The following is a 22,400-nucleotide window of genomic DNA, read 5'->3' on the forward strand; positions in this document are numbered from 1 at the left end:
CTAGTTTTAATTATAAAGTTTTAAGTATTAAGTATTTTCTATTCAGGCGGTAAGGGAAATCAGGCTAACTGCAGGAAGTGCAGATAAGCAGCATTCCATACTTCCACATTTTCCGGGGTGAAGGTTTTCAACGGAATGGAACGGTTGATGAGCTGGCGCATGGAAACAACGTCACTCGCCGCACCTGCTGTAAGGGCTTGTATCATGACATTACCGATTGCTGTCGCTTCTGACGGACCGGCCACTACTGGTATACCTACTGCATTGGCTGTCCATTGATTTAATAAATCATTACGACTGCCACCTCCGATAACATGCAGGGCCTCTACCGGACGGGGAGAAAGATTGCGCAGATTCTCCAGCACCTGACGATAGCGCAGTGCCAGACTTTCGAAGATACACCGCACCACTTGTCCGCGAGTCTCCGGTATCGGCTGATGATGGTCAGCACAATAGGTACGGATTGCCTGTTCCATATTCATCGGATTGGCAAACAGAGCGTCATCCGGATTTATCAGGCTACGGAACGGTTCACAGGCTTCCGCTTCGGCGATCAGTTCGGGATAAGAGATCTCTTCCCAATCACAGCGACAGCGTTCCAGTAACCACATACCACAAATATTCTTGAGCAAACGAATGGTTCCGGCAACACCGCCCTCATTCGTAAAATTTAAAGCTTCGGTTTCTTCATTAATAACCGGTGCATCCGTCTCTACACCCATCAATGACCATGTGCCGCTACTCAGATAAGCAAAGTTACGATCCAGTGCCGGCACAGCCGCCACAGCCGAAGCCGTATCATGCCCGGCAACAGCAATCACCGGAATTGCTCCCAGCCCAGTGATCGTTTGTATTTCTTTAGTCAATACACCTACCTTTTCGCCCGGATAAACAAAACGGCCGAAATGCTCTTCCGTTAATCCGATTTCTTTTAACAATGCCGGTTCCAGACGACGTGTTTCCGCATTCACCAGTTGCGCTGTGGTGGCAATGGTATATTCTGTCACCATCTCCCCCGTCAATAAGTAACTGAGTGCATCCGGCATGAAAAGTATCTTATCAACTGCTTCCAGTGCGCTATCTTTATTACGACGTAAAGTATCTAATTGAAAAAGTGAATTGAAATTCATGACCTGGATGCCTGTCCATCCATAAACTTGCTTACGGGGAACACGGTTGAAGAATGCCTCAGGAGCACCCTTAGTATGCGGATCACGATAAGAATAGGGCTGGCGAAGCAATCCGCCATCTTTACCTACACATACAAAATCCACTCCCCAAGTATCAATTCCGATAGAAGTTATCTGTACATCATCCATACGGGCAGCCAGTTTCAAACCTTCCAGAATGTGACGATACAATTCATAAATATCCCAGTAGTAATGTCCGCCGACTTCGATCAGATAGTTAGGAAAGCGGTTTACATCCTGCAATTCCAATCCCTGCGGAGTAAATGTTCCCAATATGGTACGGCCGCTGGTAGCTCCCAAATCAACCGCAAAAAAGCAATGTTTCATGATATTAAATATAATTTGACGATACAAAAATAGGGGAAACCTCCCCTATACTTTGTATTAGTTTTGATTGAAAAGGTGCTGTTTCTGATATTCTTACCAGAGAGTGCACAGAGATCAAATTACTCCTCCACTCCTTCACAATAACGGGTCACTATCTTTTCTCCTTCCGCATTGCGAATATTCACATTCTTCATACTGATATTCTTACTATATATAAATTCAGCTCCCAATTTAGAAGTAATATCTATATCTTCCAACACAATACCATCAATCGGCATTTCAGGGATACCATTGAAGAATAAGGCACGGCGGGCTCCGGCACAAACCAGGTTCTTCACATGAATATTACGGAAACAAGGTGTAGTTTCGTCCACCGGCAGCGGTTCTACTTTAGCAGGTACCTTCTCACCACTTTCCAACACTTCAACAGCCGATTTGCCACCATAATAAAGATTGAATGTAATCGGCTCCGTCGGGATATCCATCATGGCAATATTACGTATCCAGATATTCTCAACAACTCCTCCGCGTCCGCGCTTGCTCTTAAAACGCAAACCAACATCCGTACCCAGAAACTGACAATTGCTGACAGAGACATTGCGTACACCGCCACTCATTTCACTACCAACCACAAAACCTCCGTGACCTTTGAATACTGTACAACCGTCTACCACCACATTCTCACAAACACGTCCCCGGCGGCGGCCGTCTTCGTCTTTACCACTCTTCAGACAAATACCATCATCGCCCACATCAAATGTAGAGTTCACAATCAGTGCATTCTTGCAAGATTCCAGATCCAGACCATCACCATTCTGTGCATAACTCGGATTACGTACCTGCACTTCTTCTATCAGCACATTCTCACACATCAACGGATGCAGGTTCCATGCCGGTGAATTCTGGAAAATCACACCCTGCAACCATACATTCTTACACTCTATGAGGCTCACCATCACCGGACGAAGAAAATGACGCACACTCTGCCACTCTTCCTCGGTTTTCAGATTCTGAGGTACATTCATATTACTGATAGTATCCCCTTTCAGCGTCTGTGGATAAGGGAACCAATAGGTGGGACGTTTATAAACCCCACCCCGGGCGATAGTCTGTTTCCATACACCTTCTGTTACTTTCTCCCGTTTCAGAGGACGCCAATAATGTCCGTTACCATCAATGGCACCTTCTCCCGTTATCGCTACATTTTCCAGATTGCGTCCGGAAACAGGCGATTGGCAACGACGGGTATCCAATCCTTCAAATACAGTCTCTACCAATGGATAGAGGTCCACATCAGGTGAAAAGAGGATAACAGCACCTTTTTCCAAGTGCAGGTCAATATTACTTTTCAGGACAATAGGACCTGTAAACCAAACACCGGCAGGAACAATCAAATGTCCGCCCCCCTTTTTCGCCAAAGCATCAATAGCCTTGGCAAAAGCCGCCGTACAAAGTTCTTCGCCATTACCTACTGCACCGAAGTCAGCGAGGTTCACCTTGCGATCAGGAAACTTCGGTGCTTCTACCCTTGGCATATCAAAAGGCAGGTCTTTATATACCGCTTCATACTTATACGTTGAAGATTGGCAAGCACTGAGCAACCACAGACAAACGGCTGCAATCACATACAATTGTTTCGTCATTCTTAGTTCTTTTTTATTTATAATCAGATATTTATTTCTATTCTCCCAGATAGAAGGAAGGTACGGGCGCCTGCGGATACCCCATGCTGCGATGCGCCACATAGCTACGATAAAGCGGGTCTTGCATCAGCGTTACGCGACGGTCGCGAGCCGGAATATTGGTATGATAGATACGCAACTCTCCCGGCAAAGCAGTAATCAGTTCTTCACGCCAATCACCTTCCAGGTCAGCTATCATCAAGATATCACCTTCGATTCCTCCAGTCAACACTTCCCCCTGCCATTTCCAGATGCTTTGTTTGCGCCCTCCGGAAGATGAAGAAGCTCCCCAGCGGTTATCATCTCCTTTAAAAGTCTCACGCAGCAGATCCGCATCCCACCATATCCAATTACGGCAACCGGGTACTTCTGCATTTGTAGTGTTTATTTTCTTGCCAGCGGCAGTGAGCAGGTATTTATCCGTGCTGCCACCTTTACGGTCTTCACTGGCAAAACATTCCATACCGGGATGTGAAGGGTCAAAATCGGCCACCATACCGTCACCTACATGATAGGTGGTCTGCCCGATTTTCCAGATCAATTTGCCGGTAGCTGCATCCACCACGGAAACACCGCGACCATCCTCTTTCTTCGGTTCACTCACCATAAACACCTGCATACCTTCCATATCCGGCTGAAGTTTGCAAAGATAAGCCTTGTCACTATGTCCCAAACCGGAAGACCAAAGTAACGTACCATTATCATCGAGCATACACGAGCCTAACAGAATCTCATCCCGTTCGTCACCGTCCACATCAGCCGTCACCATGCTGTGCGCACCCATACTGCGCACAATGGGATTTTCTTCATCCCCATCCCAACGCCAGGCACGTTGCAGTTTTCCGTCTTTCAGCATCCAGGCATCTACCACCATCAGTTTGTAAGTGCCGCGGGCAGCCAATATATAAGGTGTCTTTCCATCCAGATAGGCAACCCCCATTTGGTTGCGGTTCTGGCGAATCAGATTTCCATAGCGGTCGTTCCGTTCAGGCCAGTCCACGCGATCTATCTCTTTACCGGTCATGCCATCCAGCACGGAGAGGTATTCACTGCCACCACAAACACGGCCTTTCTCATTCTTCACATAGTCATCAGCAGCGGTCTTGATGGCAACTTCAGCTTTCCCATCTCCATTGAAATCGTATACAATGAAAGGAGAATACCAGATTCCCGGTTCGATACCCGGTCCCATATCATAAGTCCAGAGATAGGTTCCGTCACTCAGGTAAGCGGATATTTTATATGTTTTTCCGGTGGTATCTCCGGGCATACCGGGGTCAACATTCGTTTCGGGAGTACGGATGATATAGTCATAAATACCGTCACCGTTCAAATCTGCTAAAGCGATCTTCCCGGCTTTCACATTCTCTTTCAATGGAATAGAAGTATAAGGTTTCAATTCGGAAAGGATCACTTCCCGTTTCTCCGACAGGGCGGGCTTCTTTCCTTTCACCAGGGCTTCCACCCAATAAGACGCCTTTTCGGCAGGAGTAGCATCTATAAAGTCACAAGTCTGCGTAAGTGGCTTTTTAGTCAGGCGACGCACTTTACCGTCAGCTTCCCGATAGACATGAAAAGCAGTGCCGGGGGCATCCGATGCCAATAACCGCCAGCTGAAATAAATACCTTTGCCATCGCGGGCAGGAGTTACTGTCAGTCCACGACTCAGATTCTCGGTCACCCGTTCCCGGGCAAAACCTTCCACTAAGGGTTTCGGTTCGTGCCTCGGATCAAGAATTTCGTAGTAGTAATGCCTCTCGCGAGGATCCTGGGCATTCAGAGTACTTGCCAATCCAAGCAAGCAGAGCATAATTAGATTCGATTTCATTGATTATTGCTTTAGTTTGAAGTGACACTAATGTACCGTTTGTGTAACACAAGCGTTACACTTGTACCACACAAGTGTTTGATTTGCGTAACACTTGCATTACATTTATGCCACACAAGTGTTGTTCAAGGGCATTATAAATACTATTCCAAAATCTGCATAGGAATCAAGTGCACAGGTCCCAGTAACCCGCTTGGGACCGGTTCCCATTTGCCATAATTATCCTTTTTATAATGGATATTCACAATATTGGCATCCTTATAAATACGCCAGGGAACATCGCGCCGATCCATATCAGCAATACGGTTAGCGGGCAGATTGGTAACTTCCACCTCCAATGTATTCACGCCCGGACGAAGATACTTGCCCACCAAACAACGATAAGGAACTGCAATAAGCGTAGCTACCGCCTGTCCGTTGATGCGTACACGGGCACTCTCACGAACATCCCCGAGGTCGAGCATCCACTCTCCGGCATCGGCAGGACTCTTCAGTGTAAACGTAGTGGTATAGCAAGCAGCTCCCATCACATTCTTTGCACCTTCGGCAGGAATTTCCGTCCATGAGCCAAGAGACACACTGTCCGGAGTGGCAGCAACCGCAGGGCTTGCCTCTACAAAGCGGAATCCCCATTTACCGGTAAAAGAATAAGTTACCGGAGACGTATTCTTCACATCGTTCTGCACTACAGGCGTCCAGTATCCATATTCGGGTGCAGAAACTTCCTGGTCCGCGAACGTCTTCAGGATAACAGATTCACCGGATACCAATTGCAGGAACACTTCCGTCCTGCCATTATTCTGGCGCAACCGTGCCTTACCGGAGGTTCCGTTCATCGGATTATAAAGCATTGCCGAACGTGCCTGCACAGCCAAAGGTATCCAGTTTTCGGTATCTTCTGTTTTCAAAGCAGAGATGAAATAGTGGTGTCCTTCAGGATGCGAGCGACGAATGCTGCTTAATCCGAAAGTAGTCTTCATCTCTTCGGGAACAGCAGCAGTGGCGGCCAGTGTACGAGCATAGTCTGTTCCAAAGAGAATATGTCCCTTTCCTTCCCGCTCCTTTATCTGTGCCAGCGCCTTATTGAACTCAGTACGGCGTCCTTCCAAAGTATTCAGCCCCGGCACATCCTCCGGATATTGCTCCAGAAAGACAATCGTAGCACCTTCATCTGCCAGACGAAGCAGTTTCTCCAGTACATCGGCAGGCATCAGGCGGGCACCGGGAACTACCAGCGCTTTATAAGAGACACCACCGGAAGTCAATATCTTGCCGTCCTGGCACATGGCATTACGGATGAAGTTATCGGAAATATAATCCATATCATATCCCGCACTATAAATACGATGCACCGCCTCTATAAAACGGGGAGCACGTTTTGCCATCTTATGAATATCGAAAAGCAACAGACGTCCGTCCTGTTCATCCCACATATCGTATACAGGCAGATAAACCAGGAAGTCATTATCCGGTTGTCCCATTTGCAGGAAACTCTGGCAACGGGTGACATAATCGAAAAATACAGGGGCATCCCGCCAAATAGTATTCGTAGGACTCATATCAATGGAAGCATAGAACTTCCAACCCGGCCAGGCAGCCTCAGCGGGCGAGTAAGTGGTTCCATGAAAATACATGTGATTCACACCCGAGATAAACATCAGGTCCATATCGGGCTTGCACTGCGAAAGTGAAGTGCGGAAGTGCTCTGTCAGCCAGGTGAATGTCTCCGAAGTAGTGAACGGTTTTCCGGCAATATGCGCTGCCGAAGAAGCATATTTCAGCATGGAAAGATCAGAGTCGTTGGGGCGCGTCAGCGAGTCCTTACGCAAGCCTCGGATACCGAAGTCGGACAGTCCGAACCCCTCACATTCGGGCACGTCGACCGTCGCATAAAGATCTATCAGATTACCGGGAGAACCGTGTGCCTGGTTACGGGTACGTGAACCATGTTTGTGCGCCCAGTCCGTCCACTGGCGGGTGAAGTTCTCCTGAAGCAGTTCGGCAAGAGTTTCGCGATAATCGGAGATAATGCGACGGGTAGTCTCTGTCCGGTCTTTCGAAAGGAAATCCGGAAGAAAGTGTTCCAGTTTATAACCACGACGGCGGGCAAACTGTTCAAACAGGTCGTCCGTCCAGTCGGCACCGTAAACTTCATAAGAGTCATTGAAAAAATTATGCGGATACTCTGTTGGAGTTCCGGCAGAACCATCAGCCGCCTTTCCGGCGAAGGCCTGCTCAAACCGGTTCAGATAATTGGATACTGCTTTTGCCGAAAAGTGGTTCATCACATATCCTTCACCGCCGGGAGCAGCACGCTTCACTTTCTGAAATGTTTTACCAACGAAAGCGGCAATCAGCCGCCACTCCCCTTTCGGAGCCTTCCATACCAGCTTTCCGTTCTCTATCTTCGAAGTCAGGTCATAGCAACGTACAGCCTTTTGTTCTTTCGAAGTAGAAGCGTCAGTCAGCACTCTGAAAGCCATCAGCTTACACAGTTTGGCATACGGACGTTGTTTTTCATCCGTCACTTCTATCTTTTCTTTCAGGCGTTCACCACCCTTCAGTGTATATTCTTCAATCAGCAATTTACAGGCAGCATCTTCTATACCCACTTCCGGGCCACCGAAAGGCCAGCCCGTACCTGTGTTCATATCAATCTTCATACCCAGGCGTGCAGCTTCACTTTCCGTATGGTGTAACATTTGCATCCACCCGGGAGTCAGGAACTGAATTTCGTTTGCATCATTACCCTGCACCCCATAGATAGGAGTAACTTCCATCGTGCCCATCCCGGCTTTGGAATATGCTTCCAGATTGCGGGTCAGGTTAGCCGCATCTACCGCACTCCCCATCCACCACCAGCGAGCACCCGGTTTAGCTTCCGTAGTTACTTCAGGCCACGCTATATTTTGTGCGGAAAGGGTTCCGGCACAGAAAGAAGCAAAGATTATTGCCAATAAATTCTTTTTCATGATATATACTATTTATTCAGCTCCAAACAGCCCATAATAAACGGTCCTGTTGCTTTTGCATCATTATCCCGCATCTTCTCACCGATATAATATTCGAAGCTGCCATCGCGATACGGATGTCCGCCCAAGCCGCCCACCTGGCAGCAACGTGTCAGTGTCAGCGTACCATCCTGGCGTTCTACCATCAGTTTACTTTTCAATCCGTTGAAAGCCTTCTCAGCCACAGCACGATACTTCGGGTCAATATACCCTTTATTCACAGCTTTTGCATAAGCATACATGAATTGCGTGGTCACAGATGCTTCCGGGAAGTTTCCTTTCCGTTTCGGCTGGTCGAGTACCTGATACCACAGACCATTTTTGTCCTGATAAGCGGGCAGCACCTCAGCCAGTCCCTGTATCCAGCCAATCATCCGGGCGCGTCCTTCGTGGTTTTCGGGAATGAAATCCAACGCATCCACCATCGCCATGAACCACCATCCGATACTCCGTCCCCAGAAGTTAGGCGAATGTCCTGTTTCCGGATCTGCCCAACGCTGACTCTTGCTTTCATCCCAGGCATGATGATAAAGCCCGGTTTTGGCATCATACGTATGTTTCTGGCAAAGCGTAAACTGTTTTACCGCCTCATCAATCCATTCGGGTTTGTTGAACTCCGCACCATATTGTGCAAGGAAAGGAGATGCCATATATAAGCCATCCAGCCAAATCTGATGCTGATAGATCAGCTTATGCCAGTACGCACCTTCCAATGTGCGCGGATGGTTTTTCAGTTGCTTAACCAGGGCATCCATTGCTATTTTATATTTCTCTTTGCCTGTTTCACGGTACAAATCGAACAAAACCTTACCTGAATTTATATAATCGAGGTTGTATGTTTCCACATGATACAAATGGATTTCTCCTTTATCATTAATCAGTGAATCCGCCCATTGCTCCACATAGTCGAAATAACGGCGCTCTCCTGTCTTCTTCCACATTTGCAACATCGCACAGCAGCCTACACCCTGCGCATATCCAAAGAACAGACGCTTCCCATGATCCAACTGATAGGCTTTCGGAAAACGTACCATTTCCGAATCGGCAAACCAACGGGCATACGAATCCGGCTCCCACGTATCTGTACGGAAAGGAGTAGCCGGGAATCCGGCTTTATTATAAAGATTCACGCGGAAGAAATTGCAATATGCATAACGCACAGCTACCGGCACGGAAACCTGCGGAGCGGAAACTTCCAGTTTGCCTCCCTTGATTACGGCTGTAGCCGGATAAAAGCGGTGATCTTCACCGGCGATGATAAAGCCTTTCACCGGTTCATTGTCCGGAGTCATCAGTCCGTCGTCAGCATAGTCAAAGCTCAACACGGCTTTATTCCCTTCCACCTTCATTGTCTTGAACAACGGGCCGGAATAAGTCACGTCCTTACCATATTGCTTGGCCAATGCCCAGGCGGCCAGGCGTTCACCCGTCACTGTTTTATTGCGGGGATGGATATCGAGCGAGTCGCCCGCATCAGTGATTACTGCCATACCCACATTCTTGAGTCCGCTTTGCCAAGTCCGGAGTTGCGCTTCGCGGATAGTGGCCGGCTGTCCGTAGTGCGGAGCTATCTGCACAAAGTAGAATGGCATATCCGGCTGCTTCCATTCTTTACGCCAACTGTTTATCATATTGGTGAATACCTGCTGGTATTTATCGGCACGGATAGAGTTTGACTCTCCCTGATACCAGATATTTCCTTTTATCGTATATCCCAGAATGGGATGTATCATACCATTCCACAATGTTGCGGGTACTTTACAATAATTTTTCTGTTGCTTCACGCCTTCCAATGCAAAGTCTTTCAGGACATCGGCGTAAAGCGGATTTTTCTTCATTACATCCAGCTTTGTCCATGACTCCGCATGTGTTCCGCCCCAGGTAGACTGAATCAACCCTACGGGCATCTTCAGTTCTTTATATAACTTACGTCCGAAAACAAAGCCCACAGCCGAAAAGTCATACAGGTTCTTCGGATTGCAGACCAACCATTCCCCTTCACAGTCGTCCAACTCACCCTCGTGCGCCAACTGGTGTTTCACATGAAACAGGCGGATTTCCGGATAATCGGCATCCTTCAGTTCTTCCGCTTCATTCAGCATTCCGGTATTCCACTTCACATCCGGATGGCGCGATACTGGGAACTCCATATTACTCTGTCCCGTACAAAGCCAGACTTCACCTATTAATACATTATTAATGGTAATCTCATTTTCACCGCTCACCGTAACGGACTGGTTGGTTGTTGCCTTCGGTGTCTTCAGTTTCACGGTCCATTTACCATTGGCCGCAGCCTTGGCAGTCACAGCTTTATCCAGCCATGATGCTTTAACCATTACTTTTTCTCCAGGCGCAGCTTTCCCCCACACATTCACCTGTGTGTTTTGCTGTAATACCATATTGTCTGAAAAAATAGCAGGAAGTGTCACCTTTGCTTCTGCCGTAAGAGAAGCAATCAAAACGAATACCAGAAAAATAGAAAATCCAAGAAGCTTTTTCATGTGCCTTTAATAGTTTTATAGATTCACATAGATTATTTTATAGAACATGCCAATACCTGACGGCACAAAAATAGGGGTTTCCACCGAAACCCCTTCTTTATATTTTGATAGTTTTCTTATTGCTTTTGTCGTTTCACAAAAACAGAATTGGTATTATCTATTCCTTTATCTTCAGCCAGCCCCAAATCGTTTTCTTTCGGGAGATACTAAGTAAAGCAGCCCCCATCAAGCAACAGGCACAGCGTAACTCTTTATTGGAAAGTTTATTAAGATTATCAACAATACCGGGTAAAGGGTAGTTCTCTTTAAAAAAGGAAAATACATCGGCTGAGTTTTCTAAGTCGGTTTTCATTTGGCAAGTACAAGTAAAAGGTTCATCCATCGTGTTATAAGTTTTAAAGGTTGATGTCGCCCCTATACCTCTATAATAAAAGTGGCATGGGAACTATTAACATATTATCCACTTTCGAGGCTCTGGTAAACCGGTAAGAAAATAATAAGCAATAGCCCCACGCCACAAAATGTATATAACAAAGTTATATGCAATCCGGACGTGGAGACCTTCACTCATTATCCGCTCTTATTTAAAAATTTACCAGATTTCCGAAAGTACGAATAATAAAATGATCTCCAAATCACAAAATACATCTCTTCACTACTGAAGAAATATGCAACAAAGATACACAAAATACTGGAATAAATATCATAAGACATGGCAATTATCATTTAGCTCATTATGATAGAAAAAACAACTCACCAACGTTTTATAAATAATGAATGTTCTCAACCGGAATAATGCGATATAAGTATCGTAAAACAGTATGCTAAAGACAGTTAATGCACCCTATTCATTTAGTCATCAAGCAATACTTCAAAAAGAAATTCGCTATATTTGCAAAATAATTATGGCCTTATTGTAGGTTGCATATACATTTTTAACATGTCAACTTCCACTCATAACCCAAAAGCATTAGTTATCAAGAAACCCTCTAAAGCTCTCATTGACTTTATGAACAAACTGAGAGATAGAAAGATGTCTCAGTTAGAAAAGCTACACAATAAAAAAGACTGCACGATTCAAGTTAATGTATAGCGTAAATGGATATTTCAATATCTATAAATTCTGGTTTCCAGGACGAATTCCGTATCATATTATCTCCATTTGAAAACAGCATAATCCCTGATGAAATAAGATCCCTTTTAGGAGAAAGTATAGAAATAGCAGATATTACTTTAGAAAGAGCCAAAGGAGATAATCCTACAAACATTAATATTAAGTACTCAATCAAAATTAATTCGTATTATAAAATGATAATTACCTATTATTATGTGAACTAATTATGAACACTTACTTATACTAAAAATATTAAGTATAATAGCTAAAATATAAGTATTCCCTAACTATCCAACTGTCGCAAGAAACCGTAACACGGTTCTTTACCAGTAAAGATAAAACTAAGTGATGCGAACTATCAATCTGACAAATTGATAATCCTACTGTGCGAGAATGTTTTCTTTCAATCCACACGAGAAGGCTAAATAGAAAATCGCAAGGATTTCGTTTTATGAAAATACATACAAACACCTATTTGTTCCGCAAAGAAACAACATGAAACCCTACACCTCCCTCACACATTAAAACGATTTCAATTCAAGCCAAACGGCAACAAAAAGCAAAAACACAGATGATCAAACTTAGCGGTCAACCAGAGTAGAATAAGCAGATTTTAGATGAAGGCTACACCCTTTCGCACGAATGGTATCACCCTTTTAACAAGATGGCTACACCTTTTGTTTCAAAAGGTGTAGCCATCTTGCAAATTACATCATTAGTTTCGGGCAAATGCATCATCTATTCGGAGCAAACAGACCATGTATTTGCCTTAAACAAATGATTCATTTCAAGAAAAAAGAAGATTCATCGCGCTGGAAGAAGAGTTCTGTTCCAAACGTCTGTTAGTAAAACTCACAAAACAGTATCCTTAAGTTCACAAAAAAGACATTTCATTACCATTAAGATAGTGGCATATAAATGAGAAGTTGAAAGGCCCAGCCCTAAGTACGGCTCAGATACGGAGCAGGTGCATCCCGGGTACAACTTACTCCACCTTCAATCCCCTCGTCGTATTTGCATATATTCTCCGATTTATGCATAAAACATAGCATTCATAGTATAAAAAGTACAAAAATTCTCTCATTAATGCATATTCCTTCCAAAATTATCTCTATTTTTGCGCCATTCTTAGAATAATTATACAAAACAATGAAGAAAAAAGCCAATCGGTTAGACGCTATCAAGATGATTATCTCAAGCAAGGATGTCAGTTCTCAGGAAGAACTGCTGCAAGCTCTGAGCAAAGAAGGCTTTGAACTGACACAAGCCACTCTCTCCCGCGACTTGAAACAACTGAAAGTTGCCAAAGCGGCGAACATGAACGGGAAATACGTATATGTATTACCCAACAACATCATGTACAAACGTTCCAATGACCAGAGTGCCAGCGAAATGCTGATGACCAGCGGATTCGTTTCCCTGCAATTCTCAGGTAACATTGCCGTTATCCGTACACGACCGGGCTATGCCAGCAGTATGGCCTACGACATCGACAACCGCGAATGTCCCGCCATTCTAGGCACCATTGCCGGAGACGACACCATCATGTTGGTAGTGCATGAAGCCGCTTCGCATAGCGAAGTACGCGAATTTCTGTCACAAATCATTCCAAACATTAAATAATATAAATGAAGAACTAAAAATGAAGAATTGCCATGCGGCATACTTGCACAGCGTAGTCAAATTCTTCATTCAAAATTATTAATTAATAAGAAATGGATACCAAAAAAGTGGACGTGATGGTGGCTGACGCCTCTCACGAAGTTTATGTGGATAAGATTTTGGATACCATCAGAGAAGCGGCCAAAGTACGTGGAACGGGCATCGCAGAACGCACACACGAATATGTGGCGACAAAAATGAAAGAAGGAAAAGCCATCATCGCCTTATGCGGAGACGTGTTTGCAGGCTTCAGCTACATCGAGAGTTGGGGAAACAAACAATACGTTGCGACTTCCGGTTTGATTGTGCATCCCGACTTTCGCGGTATTGGATTGGCTAAGCGTATCAAAATGGCATCTTTCCGCCTGGCACGCTTGCGATGGCCCAACGCCAAAGTATTCAGTCTCACTAGCGGAGCCGCCGTCATGAAAATGAATACGGAACTGGGATACGTTCCCGTTACTTTCAATGAACTGACTGATGACGAATCCTTCTGGAAAGGCTGCGAAGGCTGCATCAACCATGATATATTAGTAGCCAAGAACCGCAAATTCTGCATCTGCACAGCAATGCTCTACGACCCGGATCTGCATGAAGATGATAAAATTTAAATAACAAAGGATATGGAAGATAAGAAAAAAGTAGTAGTCGCATTCAGCGGCGGTCTTGATACTTCATTTACGGTAATGTACCTTGCCAAGGAAAAAGGGTATGAAGTGTATGCAGCTTGTGCAAACACCGGTGGTTTCAGCCCCGAACAACTGAAAACAAACGAAGAAAACGCCTATAAACTGGGCGCAAAAGAATATGTCACTATCGACGTGACGCAGGAATATTACGAAAAGAGCTTGAAATACATGGTATTTGGTAACGTACTGCGTAATGGTACCTATCCTATTTCCGTAAGTTCCGAGCGTATCTTCCAGGCACTTGCTATCGCACGCTATGCCAACGAAATCGGTGCAGATGCTATCGCTCACGGTTCTACCGGTGCAGGCAACGACCAGATTCGTTTTGACATGACATTCCTTGTATTGGCTCCGGGCGTGGAAATCATCACACTGACCCGTGATATGGCATTGAGCCGTCAGGAAGAAATCGATTATCTGAACAAACATGGTTTCTCAGCAGACTTCACCAAACTGAAATATTCTTATAATGTAGGTTTGTGGGGTACCTCTATCTGCGGTGGTGAGATTCTGGACTCCGCACAAGGATTGCCCGAAAGCGCTTATCTGAAACACTGTGTAAAGGAAGGCAGCGAACAACTCCGTCTTACTTTCGAAAAAGGTGAGTTGAAAGCTGTGAACGATGAGAAATTTGATGATCCCATCAAAGCCATTCAGAAAGTAGAAGAAATCGGTGCCGCTTACGGCATTGGTCGTGATATGCATGTGGGTGATACAATTATCGGTATCAAAGGCCGCGTAGGTTTCGAAGCTGCTGCTCCGATGCTGATTATCGGTGCACATAAATTTCTGGAAAAATATACACTGAGTAAATGGCAGCAATACTGGAAAGACCAGGTTGCCAATTGGTACGGTATGTTCCTGCACGAAAGCCAGTATCTGGAACCGGTAATGCGTGACATCGAAGCCATGCTACAGGAAAGCCAGCGTAATGTAAACGGTACGGCTATTCTGGAACTTCGCCCATTATCTTTCTCTACGGTAGGTGTAGAATCAGAAGACGACCTTGTGAAAACGAAGTTCGGCGAATATGGTGAAATGCAAAAAGGCTGGACAGCAGAAGATGCGAAAGGTTTCATCAAGGTTACTTCTACTCCACTGAGAGTATATTATAACAATCATAAAGACGAAGAAATTTAATGAAATGAAGAACTAAAAATAAAGAATGAAGAATTGCCATGCGGCATACTTGCACAGCGCAGCAAAATTCTTCATTCATCATTCTTCATTAAAAAAAGAATTTATGGATAATAATAACAAAAAACTTACTCGCTCACGCAGCGACAGAATGCTTGCCGGCGTCTGCGGAGGATTGGCAGCTTATTTCGGACTCGACCCTTCACTCGTACGTATCGGCTATGCGTTATTGACGCTTTTTACCGTATTTGCCGGTATCCCCGTATACCTTATAATGTGGCTTATTGTTCCTGAGGAAAAGAACTTGTATAACAGATAAAAGAATATAGTATAAACTAACATGATTAAAGTAGGAATCATCGGCGGAGCCGGATATACGGCAGGTGAATTAATTCGTTTGCTGATCAATCATCCGGAAGCGGAAATCGTATTCATCAACAGCTCAAGTAACGCCGGAAACAAAATTACCGACGTACATGAAGGATTGTACGGCGAAACGGACCTTGTCTTCACCGACGAGTTACCTTTGGACGAAATTGACGTGTTATTCTTCTGTACCGCCCATGGCGACACGAAGAAGTTCATGGAGAGTCACAACCTTCCCGAGGAGTTGAAGATTATCGACCTTTCTATGGACTACCGCATCGCTTCTCCGGAACATGACTTTATTTACGGTTTGCCGGAATTGAACCGTCGCGCTACCTGCAAAGCAAAGCATGTGGCTAATCCGGGTTGCTTTGCCACTTGTATCCAATTGGGATTGCTCCCCCTTGCCAAACATCTGATGCTGAACAATGACATCATGGTGAATGCCATTACAGGTTCCACCGGAGCAGGTGTAAAACCGGGATCAACCAGTCACTTCAGTTGGCGTAACAACAACATGAGTGTTTACAAAGCATTCGATCACCAGCATGTACCCGAAATCAAGCAATCTCTGAAGCAATTGCAGAACAGTTTTGATGCGGATATTGACTTTATCCCTTACCGCGGTGATTTCGCACGTGGTATTTTCGCTACCATCGTAGTAAAAACTAAAGTTGCACTGGATGAAATAGTCCGTATGTACGAAGAATATTACGCCAAAGACTCTTTCGTGCATATCGTAGAAAAGAACATCGACCTGAAACAAGTAGTGAACACCAACAAATGTCTTCTGCATTTGGAAAAGCACGGTGATAAGCTGCTTATCATCTCCTGCATCGATAACCTGCTGAAAGGTGCCAGTGGTCAGGCGGTACACAACATGAATCTGATGTTCAATTTAGAAGAAACCGTCGGCTTACGATTGAAGCCCAGCGCTTTCTAAATAATTTGTAATTTAGAATTAAAGAAATGAACTTATTCGACGTATATCCCCTTTTTGACATCAACATTGTCAAGGGAAAAGGCTGCCACGTGTGGGACGAGAACGGTACTGAGTACCTCGATCTCTACGGTGGACATGCTGTTATCTCCATCGGTCATGCACATCCGCATTACGTGGAGATGATCAGCAACCAGGTTGCCACGTTGGGATTTTATTCCAACTCTGTGATTAACAAGCTACAGGAACAAGTTGCTGAACGTCTGGGGAAAGCATGTGGTTATGATGACTACTCCTTATTCCTGATTAACAGCGGTGCAGAAGCCAACGAAAATGCTTTGAAACTCGCTTCGTTCTACAACGGACGTACACGTGTGGTTTCCTTCAACAAGGCATTCCACGGACGTACTTCACTTGCCGTGGAAGTGACTAATAATCCCAAAATCATAGCTCCTATTAATGACTGCGGACATGTCACTTACCTTCCGCTGAACGATATTGAAGCTATGAAAAACGAACTGGCAAAAGGTGATGTTTGCGCAGTGATTATCGAAGGGATTCAAGGTGTGGGTGGTATTCAATTGCCGACAGATGAATTCATGCAGGCTTTGCGTGAAGCTTGTACAGCTCATAATACGATATTGGTTCTGGACGAAATTCAAAGCGGTTATGGCCGCAGCGGTAAGTTCTTCGCTCATCAATATAACGGTATCAAAGCAGATATTATCACTGTAGCCAAAGGCATCGGTAACGGTTTCCCGATGGCCGGTGTACTTATCAGTCCGATGTTCACTCCGGTTTACGGACAGTTGGGCACTACTTTCGGCGGTAATCATCTGGCATGCAGCGCAGCGCTTGCTGTCTTGGACGTAATAGGTCAGGAGAATCTGGTTGAAAATGCAGCCAAGGTCGGTGAGTATCTGATGACGGAGTTGAAGAAGTTCCCGCAGATCAAAGAAGTTCGCGGACGTGGTCTGATGATCGGTCTTGAATTTGAAGAACCAATAAAGGAACTTCGTCTGAAACTGTTGAAAGAACAACATGTATTTACCGGTGTCAGCGGTACAAATGTACTCCGCCTGCTTCCACCCCTCTGCCTCAGCATGGAAGAAGCTAATCTCTTCCTCGAACGTTTCAGAAAAGTACTTTAAAGTATATTTGATAACATAATCAGCAATAAACAGGCAGCCTTCAAGCGTTTCAACGTTTCTTAAGGCTGCCTGTTGTTTAAATACACAAGCACTTTTTTTACATCAATTAGGTTAGAAAGGTAGAAAAAATATCTACCTTTGCCCATCGACAACCCTTTTAATAACAGAATGATATGAGAACAGCAATTATCGGAGCAGGAAACATGGGCGGCTCTATAGCCCGTGGATTGGCAAAGGGAAGTATTATCCCCGCCTCGGATATCATAGTGTCTAATCCCTCACAAGGAAAGTTGGATGAACTGCAAGCGGAGTTTCCTGCTTTACAAATCACCCATGACAATCAGGAAGCCATCATCGGCGCCGAATTCATCATACTCGCAGTGAAACCGTGGCTTATCAAAGGTGTGCTGCGCGAACTGAAATTGAAAAGCAAACAAATTATCATTTCTGTTGCTGCAGGCATCAACTTTGAAGAGCTGGCTCACTACGTACCCGAACCGGAAATGACCATGTTCCGCATTATTCCTAACACCGCCATCAGCGAGATGGAAAGTATGACACTGATTGCCAGTCGTAATGCGACCAAAGAACAAGAACAATTGATGCTGGATATTTTCAATCAGATGGGACTTGCCATGCTGATCCCCGAGGAAAAATTCGCAGCCTGCACTTCCATGGCTTCCTGCGGAATCGCTTATGTGCTGAAATACATCCAGGCTGCCATGCAAGCCGGTATAGAAATGGGGGTTTATCCCAAAGATGCTATGAGAATGGTGGCTCAATCCGTAAAGGGAGCAGCCGAACTGATACTGAATAATGATACGCATCCCAGCGTAGAAATCGATAAAGTATGTACTCCCGGCGGTATTACCATCAAAGGTATCAATGAACTGGAACATGACGGTTATACATCCGCCATCATCAATGCTATCAAAGCGAGTAAGCAATAAGACTAACAATTAATTCATTAAATAAACAACCACATGGACGAACAAATTAAGCAAATAGCAGAACGCCTTCGCGGGCTTCGTGATGTACTGGAGCTGACCGCTGAAGACATTGCCCGTGAATGTGACATCTCTCCTTACGACTACCGCCTTGCCGAAACGGGAGATTTTGATATCTCTGTAAGTATGTTGCAAAAGATTGCACGCAGATACGGAGTTTCATTGGACGCACTGATGTTTGGTGAAGAACCTAAAATGAGCAGCTACTTCCTGACTCGTGCCGGAAAAGGCGTCAGCATCGAACGTACCAAAGCCTACAAATACCAAGCCCTCGCTTCCGGTTTCATGAACCGTAGCGTAGATCCGTTCATTGTAACCGTTGAACCTAAACCGGACGATGAACCGATACATTACAACAGCCACGCCGGACAAGAATTCAGTCTTGTGCTCGAAGGGCGCATGATGGTTAACATCGATGGCAAAGAGCTTATACTAAACGAAGGGGACAGCCTGTACTTCAATTCAAAATTGCCGCATGGCATGAAAGCACTGGATGGAAAAACGGTACGATTCCTGGCAATTATCATGTAACAACTAAATGGAGAATGAAGAGAATCTCTCATTCTTAATTCCTATAATTATGGTAGAAAGATTTTTATCACAAACCTCTTTCACTACACAAGAGGACTTTATCAAAAACTTTAAAATAAACGTACCGGAAAACTTCAACTTCGGATACGATGTAGTAGACGCCTGGGCTGCCGAACAACCTGACAAATCTGCATTGTTATGGACTAATGATAAGGGTGAACATCGGCAATTTACGTTTGCCGACATGAAACGTTATACGGACATGACCGCCTCGTATTTCCAAAGCCTCGGCATCGGCCATGGTGACATGGTAATGTTGATATTGAAACGCCGCTTTGAATTCTGGTACAGTACCATAGCTTTACATAAACTCGGTGCCGTCGTCATTCCCGCCACTCACTTGCTGACAAAGAAAGATATCGTGTACCGCTGTAACGCTGCGGACATCAAGATGATTGTTTGTGCAGGAGAATCGGTTATCACGGATCATATTGTAGCTGCCATGCCGGATTCCCCCAGCGTGAAGAAGCTCGTCAGTGTAGGTCCCGAAGTAGCTGAAGGATTCGATGATTTCCATAAGGGAATCGAGAATGCCGTTCCTTTCGTGAAGCCGGAACATCCGAATACGAATGAAGATATCTCACTGATGTACTTCACCAGCGGAACCACCGGTGAACCGAAAATGGTTGCCCACGACTTTACATATCCGTTGGGACATATCGTTACCGGTAGTTTCTGGCACAACCTGACGGAAAACAGCCTGCATCTCACCATCGCCGATACCGGCTGGGGAAAAGCTGTATGGGGCAAACTTTACGGGCAATGGATTGCCGGAGCAAATATATTTGTGTATGATCACGAGAAATTCACCCCTGCCGCCATCCTGGAGAAGATACAGGATTATCATGTAACTTCCCTCTGCGCACCTCCCACCATCTTCCGTTTCCTCATTCACGAAGATCTGACAAAGTACGATCTCTCATCACTGCAATATTGCACCATTGCCGGCGAAGCTCTGAACCCTGCCGTATTTGAGACCTTCAAGAAACTGACAGGCATCAAACTGATGGAAGGATTCGGACAGACAGAAACCACACTGACCATCGCTACTATGCCTTGGATGGAACCGAAACCAGGAAGTATGGGATTGCCTAATCCACAATACGATGTAGACCTGATAGACAATGACGGCCGTTCCGTAGAAGCCGGTGAACAGGGACAAATCGTAATCCGTACAGACAAGGGTAAACCACTGGGATTGTTCAAAGAGTATTACCGCGATCCGGAACGTACACACGAAGCCTGGAACAACGATATCTACTATACGGGAGACGTTGCCTGGAAAGATGAGGACGGCTATCTCTGGTTTGTAGGCCGTGCCGACGATGTGATCAAGAGTTCCGGTTACCGTATCGGCCCCTTCGAAGTGGAAAGTGCTCTGATGACACACCCTGCTGTAATAGAATGTGCCATCACAGGCGTACCTGATGAAATCCGCGGTCAGGTAGTGAAAGCTACCATCGTACTGGCTAAAGAATATAAAGGGAAAGAGGGAGAAGCACTTATCAAGGAATTGCAAAATCATGTGAAGAAAGTGACAGCCCCTTACAAATATCCACGTGTGATTGAATTTGTAGACGAACTGCCGAAAACCATCAGTGGAAAGATCCGTCGTGTGGAAATCCGGAAGAACGATACGAAATAAGAAAAAAACATGAGGAATAAGCTACTTCTAAATCGTTTGCAGTTTTTATGTTACTTTTTGATCGATTTGAGCTATTCGGTTTCCCGCAAACCACTTACATTTGCGACCGGAAAGTACAACTAAAAAGTTTAAAGCACATGATTACAAGTAGAAAGATTTCTCAGATTAACGTTTTCGCAGGTAGCCCCTGGGAAGTGGAAAGTGTGAAGCAATTGCTGAAGTCAGCTTACATCACCGCTTCAACAGAGGACAAAGGTAATGGCATTCACGTGTCTGTGCCTTGTCAGCAGTACACTGCCGCCATGCGGGTTATCAGTAACCGAAAGGCTTTATAAGACTGAAAAGAAAACGAAGTGAAAAAAGGCTGCCCGCCGGAAGATAATTCCGAACGGGCAGTTTTTTTATTAATAGATAACTTCTCCTCCTTCGGACTCTTCACTATATCTTATATCAAAGCGTCCCTCTGTTACATTCCCACCACTGAACATTCCACTGATAATCGTTCCGTTCATACGGGTGATATACGCCTCGCCATTTTCCAGTTTTTCACCATCAAAACTGGCATTGATATAAGTACAGACAGCCCCCTGCCGTGGATTCACAAGCGTAAAATGCAGAGAGCTGAAAACACCGACTTCCGCAGCAATCGTAACATAGTGGTTACCTTCTTCATCGTAAGTACTGACATCCGGCTTTCCAAACCGCCCGGAAGCATACACCCAGCCGTCTATCAAACAACCTAACGTATTTTGCCCCGTCGTCGTAGCTTCGGGCATCAGTGTCGGGTCCGCCGACTTATCTTCCTCGCAGGCACAACAGAGAACCAGCAGGAACAGAAATAACAACTTTTTCATAACGCTCAAAAATGATAATTTAAACCGAAGACTAAAGATAACTGACCGAAATAACCGGTACCGGTTTTCGGATTTTCCACATTCCACTTCTCATCGTGATACTTCACCGAGTAAGTTTCCGAACTGGATGCCAGCCAGTTCAGGCGGGCCGAAGCTCCCCAATGGCTCGTCAGGAAATACTCGCCCGAGAGGGCCAGGTTACCTGCAAGTTTATCCATCGAAACATTCCGCGGCTTGCCATACACCTTACTCTTATCCTTATAGAACTGATAGCCTATTCCACCTGCCAACTGAAGCTGATAATGCTTCTTCACCATCGTCAAAGATACCTGCGGAGCCATGTAGTGCATCAGAATCTTGTCCGCCCCGGCATCGTGCGTATTCTTATAGGAACTTCCCTGATACAGAGCTCCCACCCCAAACTTCAACTTCCGTCCGGCAACTTGTGCCAGATAGCTGACATCCCAAGCCACTCCTTTTCGTAAATCACTGCGATAGGCATCCGATCTGTCGGTAATTCCCATCAATTGTCCCAAATACCATGACGGTCCGGCATGAACAGAAAAAGAGGACCTTTTATCACCTGCACTTTGGGCATACAGAGAGGTAGTTAATAACACCCCTACAAGGAAAGAAAGCAAGTACTTCATAATGATTTGTATAGCGTTTTTTCTATTAAATGCAAAAAAATGAAAAGTACTGCAC

At 45.2% G+C, this 22,400-nt stretch carries 19 protein-coding genes; 11 read left to right on the forward strand and 8 right to left on the reverse strand.

Annotation, left to right across the window (positions count from 1 at the left end):
- Positions 1 to 59: 59 nt before the first annotated feature.
- The 6 genes from BN161_RS14965 to BN161_RS14990 all read right to left on the reverse strand — a co-directional run bounded on the left by BN161_RS14965 (position 60) and on the right by BN161_RS14990 (position 10,921).
- Positions 60 to 1,517: a rhamnulokinase gene (locus BN161_RS14965; RefSeq protein ID WP_044267632.1), complete on the reverse strand. Its 1,458-nt coding sequence runs from the start codon at positions 1,515 to 1,517 to the stop codon at positions 60 to 62.
- A 119-nt stretch (positions 1,518 to 1,636) separates the two neighbouring features.
- On the reverse strand, positions 1,637 to 3,160 hold the full coding sequence (locus tag BN161_RS14970; RefSeq protein ID WP_044267597.1) for a glycoside hydrolase family 28 protein: 1,524 nt from the start codon (positions 3,158 to 3,160) through the stop codon (positions 1,637 to 1,639).
- Positions 3,161 to 3,197: 37 nt separating this feature from the next.
- Positions 3,198 to 5,027, reverse strand: coding sequence for a rhamnogalacturonan lyase family protein (locus tag BN161_RS14975; protein WP_044267599.1), 1,830 nt, complete (start codon positions 5,025 to 5,027; stop codon positions 3,198 to 3,200).
- Between the two features lie 143 nt (positions 5,028 to 5,170).
- Entirely contained in the window at positions 5,171 to 7,999 is a 2,829-nt protein-coding gene (locus tag BN161_RS14980; RefSeq protein WP_044267602.1) for an alpha-L-rhamnosidase, read from the reverse strand.
- Between the two features lie 8 nt (positions 8,000 to 8,007).
- Entirely contained in the window at positions 8,008 to 10,539 is a 2,532-nt protein-coding gene (locus BN161_RS14985) for a glycoside hydrolase family 88 protein (protein WP_044267605.1), read from the reverse strand.
- A 157-nt stretch (positions 10,540 to 10,696) separates the two neighbouring features.
- Positions 10,697 to 10,921, reverse strand: coding sequence for a hypothetical protein (locus tag BN161_RS14990; protein WP_044267608.1), 225 nt, complete (start codon positions 10,919 to 10,921; stop codon positions 10,697 to 10,699).
- 716 nt (positions 10,922 to 11,637) lie between these two features.
- Between BN161_RS14990 and BN161_RS30130 the strand changes: the two genes are divergently transcribed.
- The 11 genes from BN161_RS30130 (at position 11,638) to BN161_RS15050 (ending at position 21,176) form a co-directional block, all read left to right on the forward strand.
- Complete coding sequence (locus tag BN161_RS30130) at positions 11,638 to 11,877, forward strand: hypothetical protein (RefSeq protein ID WP_044267612.1); 240 nt, start codon at positions 11,638 to 11,640, stop codon at positions 11,875 to 11,877.
- A 925-nt stretch (positions 11,878 to 12,802) separates the two neighbouring features.
- Entirely contained in the window at positions 12,803 to 13,276 is a 474-nt protein-coding gene (argR, locus tag BN161_RS15005; RefSeq protein ID WP_044267614.1) for an arginine repressor, read from the forward strand.
- A gap of 92 nt (positions 13,277 to 13,368) precedes the next feature.
- Positions 13,369 to 13,926: a GNAT family N-acetyltransferase gene (locus BN161_RS15010; RefSeq protein WP_044267617.1), complete on the forward strand. Its 558-nt coding sequence runs from the start codon at positions 13,369 to 13,371 to the stop codon at positions 13,924 to 13,926.
- Between the two features lie 12 nt (positions 13,927 to 13,938).
- The gene (locus BN161_RS15015; protein WP_022394330.1) at positions 13,939 to 15,144 is read left to right on the forward strand and encodes an argininosuccinate synthase; all 1,206 of its coding nucleotides are present in this window, start codon (positions 13,939 to 13,941) and stop codon (positions 15,142 to 15,144) included.
- A gap of 103 nt (positions 15,145 to 15,247) precedes the next feature.
- Positions 15,248 to 15,460, forward strand: a complete 213-nt coding sequence (locus BN161_RS15020; protein ID WP_044267634.1) for a PspC domain-containing protein — start codon at positions 15,248 to 15,250, stop codon at positions 15,458 to 15,460.
- 21 nt (positions 15,461 to 15,481) lie between these two features.
- Complete coding sequence (gene argC, locus BN161_RS15025) at positions 15,482 to 16,450, forward strand: N-acetyl-gamma-glutamyl-phosphate reductase (protein WP_044267620.1); 969 nt, start codon at positions 15,482 to 15,484, stop codon at positions 16,448 to 16,450.
- 26 nt (positions 16,451 to 16,476) lie between these two features.
- Positions 16,477 to 17,598 (forward strand): aspartate aminotransferase family protein, encoded by a 1,122-nt coding sequence (locus BN161_RS15030; protein WP_044267622.1) that lies wholly within the window; start codon positions 16,477 to 16,479, stop codon positions 17,596 to 17,598.
- Between the two features lie 173 nt (positions 17,599 to 17,771).
- Positions 17,772 to 18,548: a pyrroline-5-carboxylate reductase gene (gene proC / locus BN161_RS15035; protein ID WP_025725745.1), complete on the forward strand. Its 777-nt coding sequence runs from the start codon at positions 17,772 to 17,774 to the stop codon at positions 18,546 to 18,548.
- Between the two features lie 33 nt (positions 18,549 to 18,581).
- Positions 18,582 to 19,136, forward strand: a complete 555-nt coding sequence (locus tag BN161_RS15040) for a helix-turn-helix domain-containing protein (protein ID WP_007210581.1) — start codon at positions 18,582 to 18,584, stop codon at positions 19,134 to 19,136.
- A 49-nt stretch (positions 19,137 to 19,185) separates the two neighbouring features.
- Positions 19,186 to 20,841 (forward strand): AMP-binding protein, encoded by a 1,656-nt coding sequence (locus BN161_RS15045; protein WP_044267636.1) that lies wholly within the window; start codon positions 19,186 to 19,188, stop codon positions 20,839 to 20,841.
- Between the two features lie 137 nt (positions 20,842 to 20,978).
- Entirely contained in the window at positions 20,979 to 21,176 is a 198-nt protein-coding gene (locus BN161_RS15050) for a DUF2007-related protein (protein WP_025725744.1), read from the forward strand.
- Between the two features lie 69 nt (positions 21,177 to 21,245).
- On the opposite strand, the gene BN161_RS15055 is transcribed toward BN161_RS15050, so the two are convergent.
- Both BN161_RS15055 and BN161_RS15060 read right to left on the reverse strand, forming a co-directional pair.
- Positions 21,246 to 21,695, reverse strand: a complete 450-nt coding sequence (locus BN161_RS15055) for a hypothetical protein (RefSeq protein WP_044267624.1) — start codon at positions 21,693 to 21,695, stop codon at positions 21,246 to 21,248.
- Between the two features lie 5 nt (positions 21,696 to 21,700).
- Positions 21,701 to 22,345, reverse strand: a complete 645-nt coding sequence (locus BN161_RS15060) for a hypothetical protein (protein ID WP_044267626.1) — start codon at positions 22,343 to 22,345, stop codon at positions 21,701 to 21,703.
- Between the last annotated feature and the right edge of the window lie 55 nt (positions 22,346 to 22,400).

Origin of the sequence: Bacteroides timonensis (genome assembly GCF_000513195.1) — a bacterium.
GTDB classification, from domain to species: domain Bacteria; phylum Bacteroidota; class Bacteroidia; order Bacteroidales; family Bacteroidaceae; genus Bacteroides; species Bacteroides timonensis.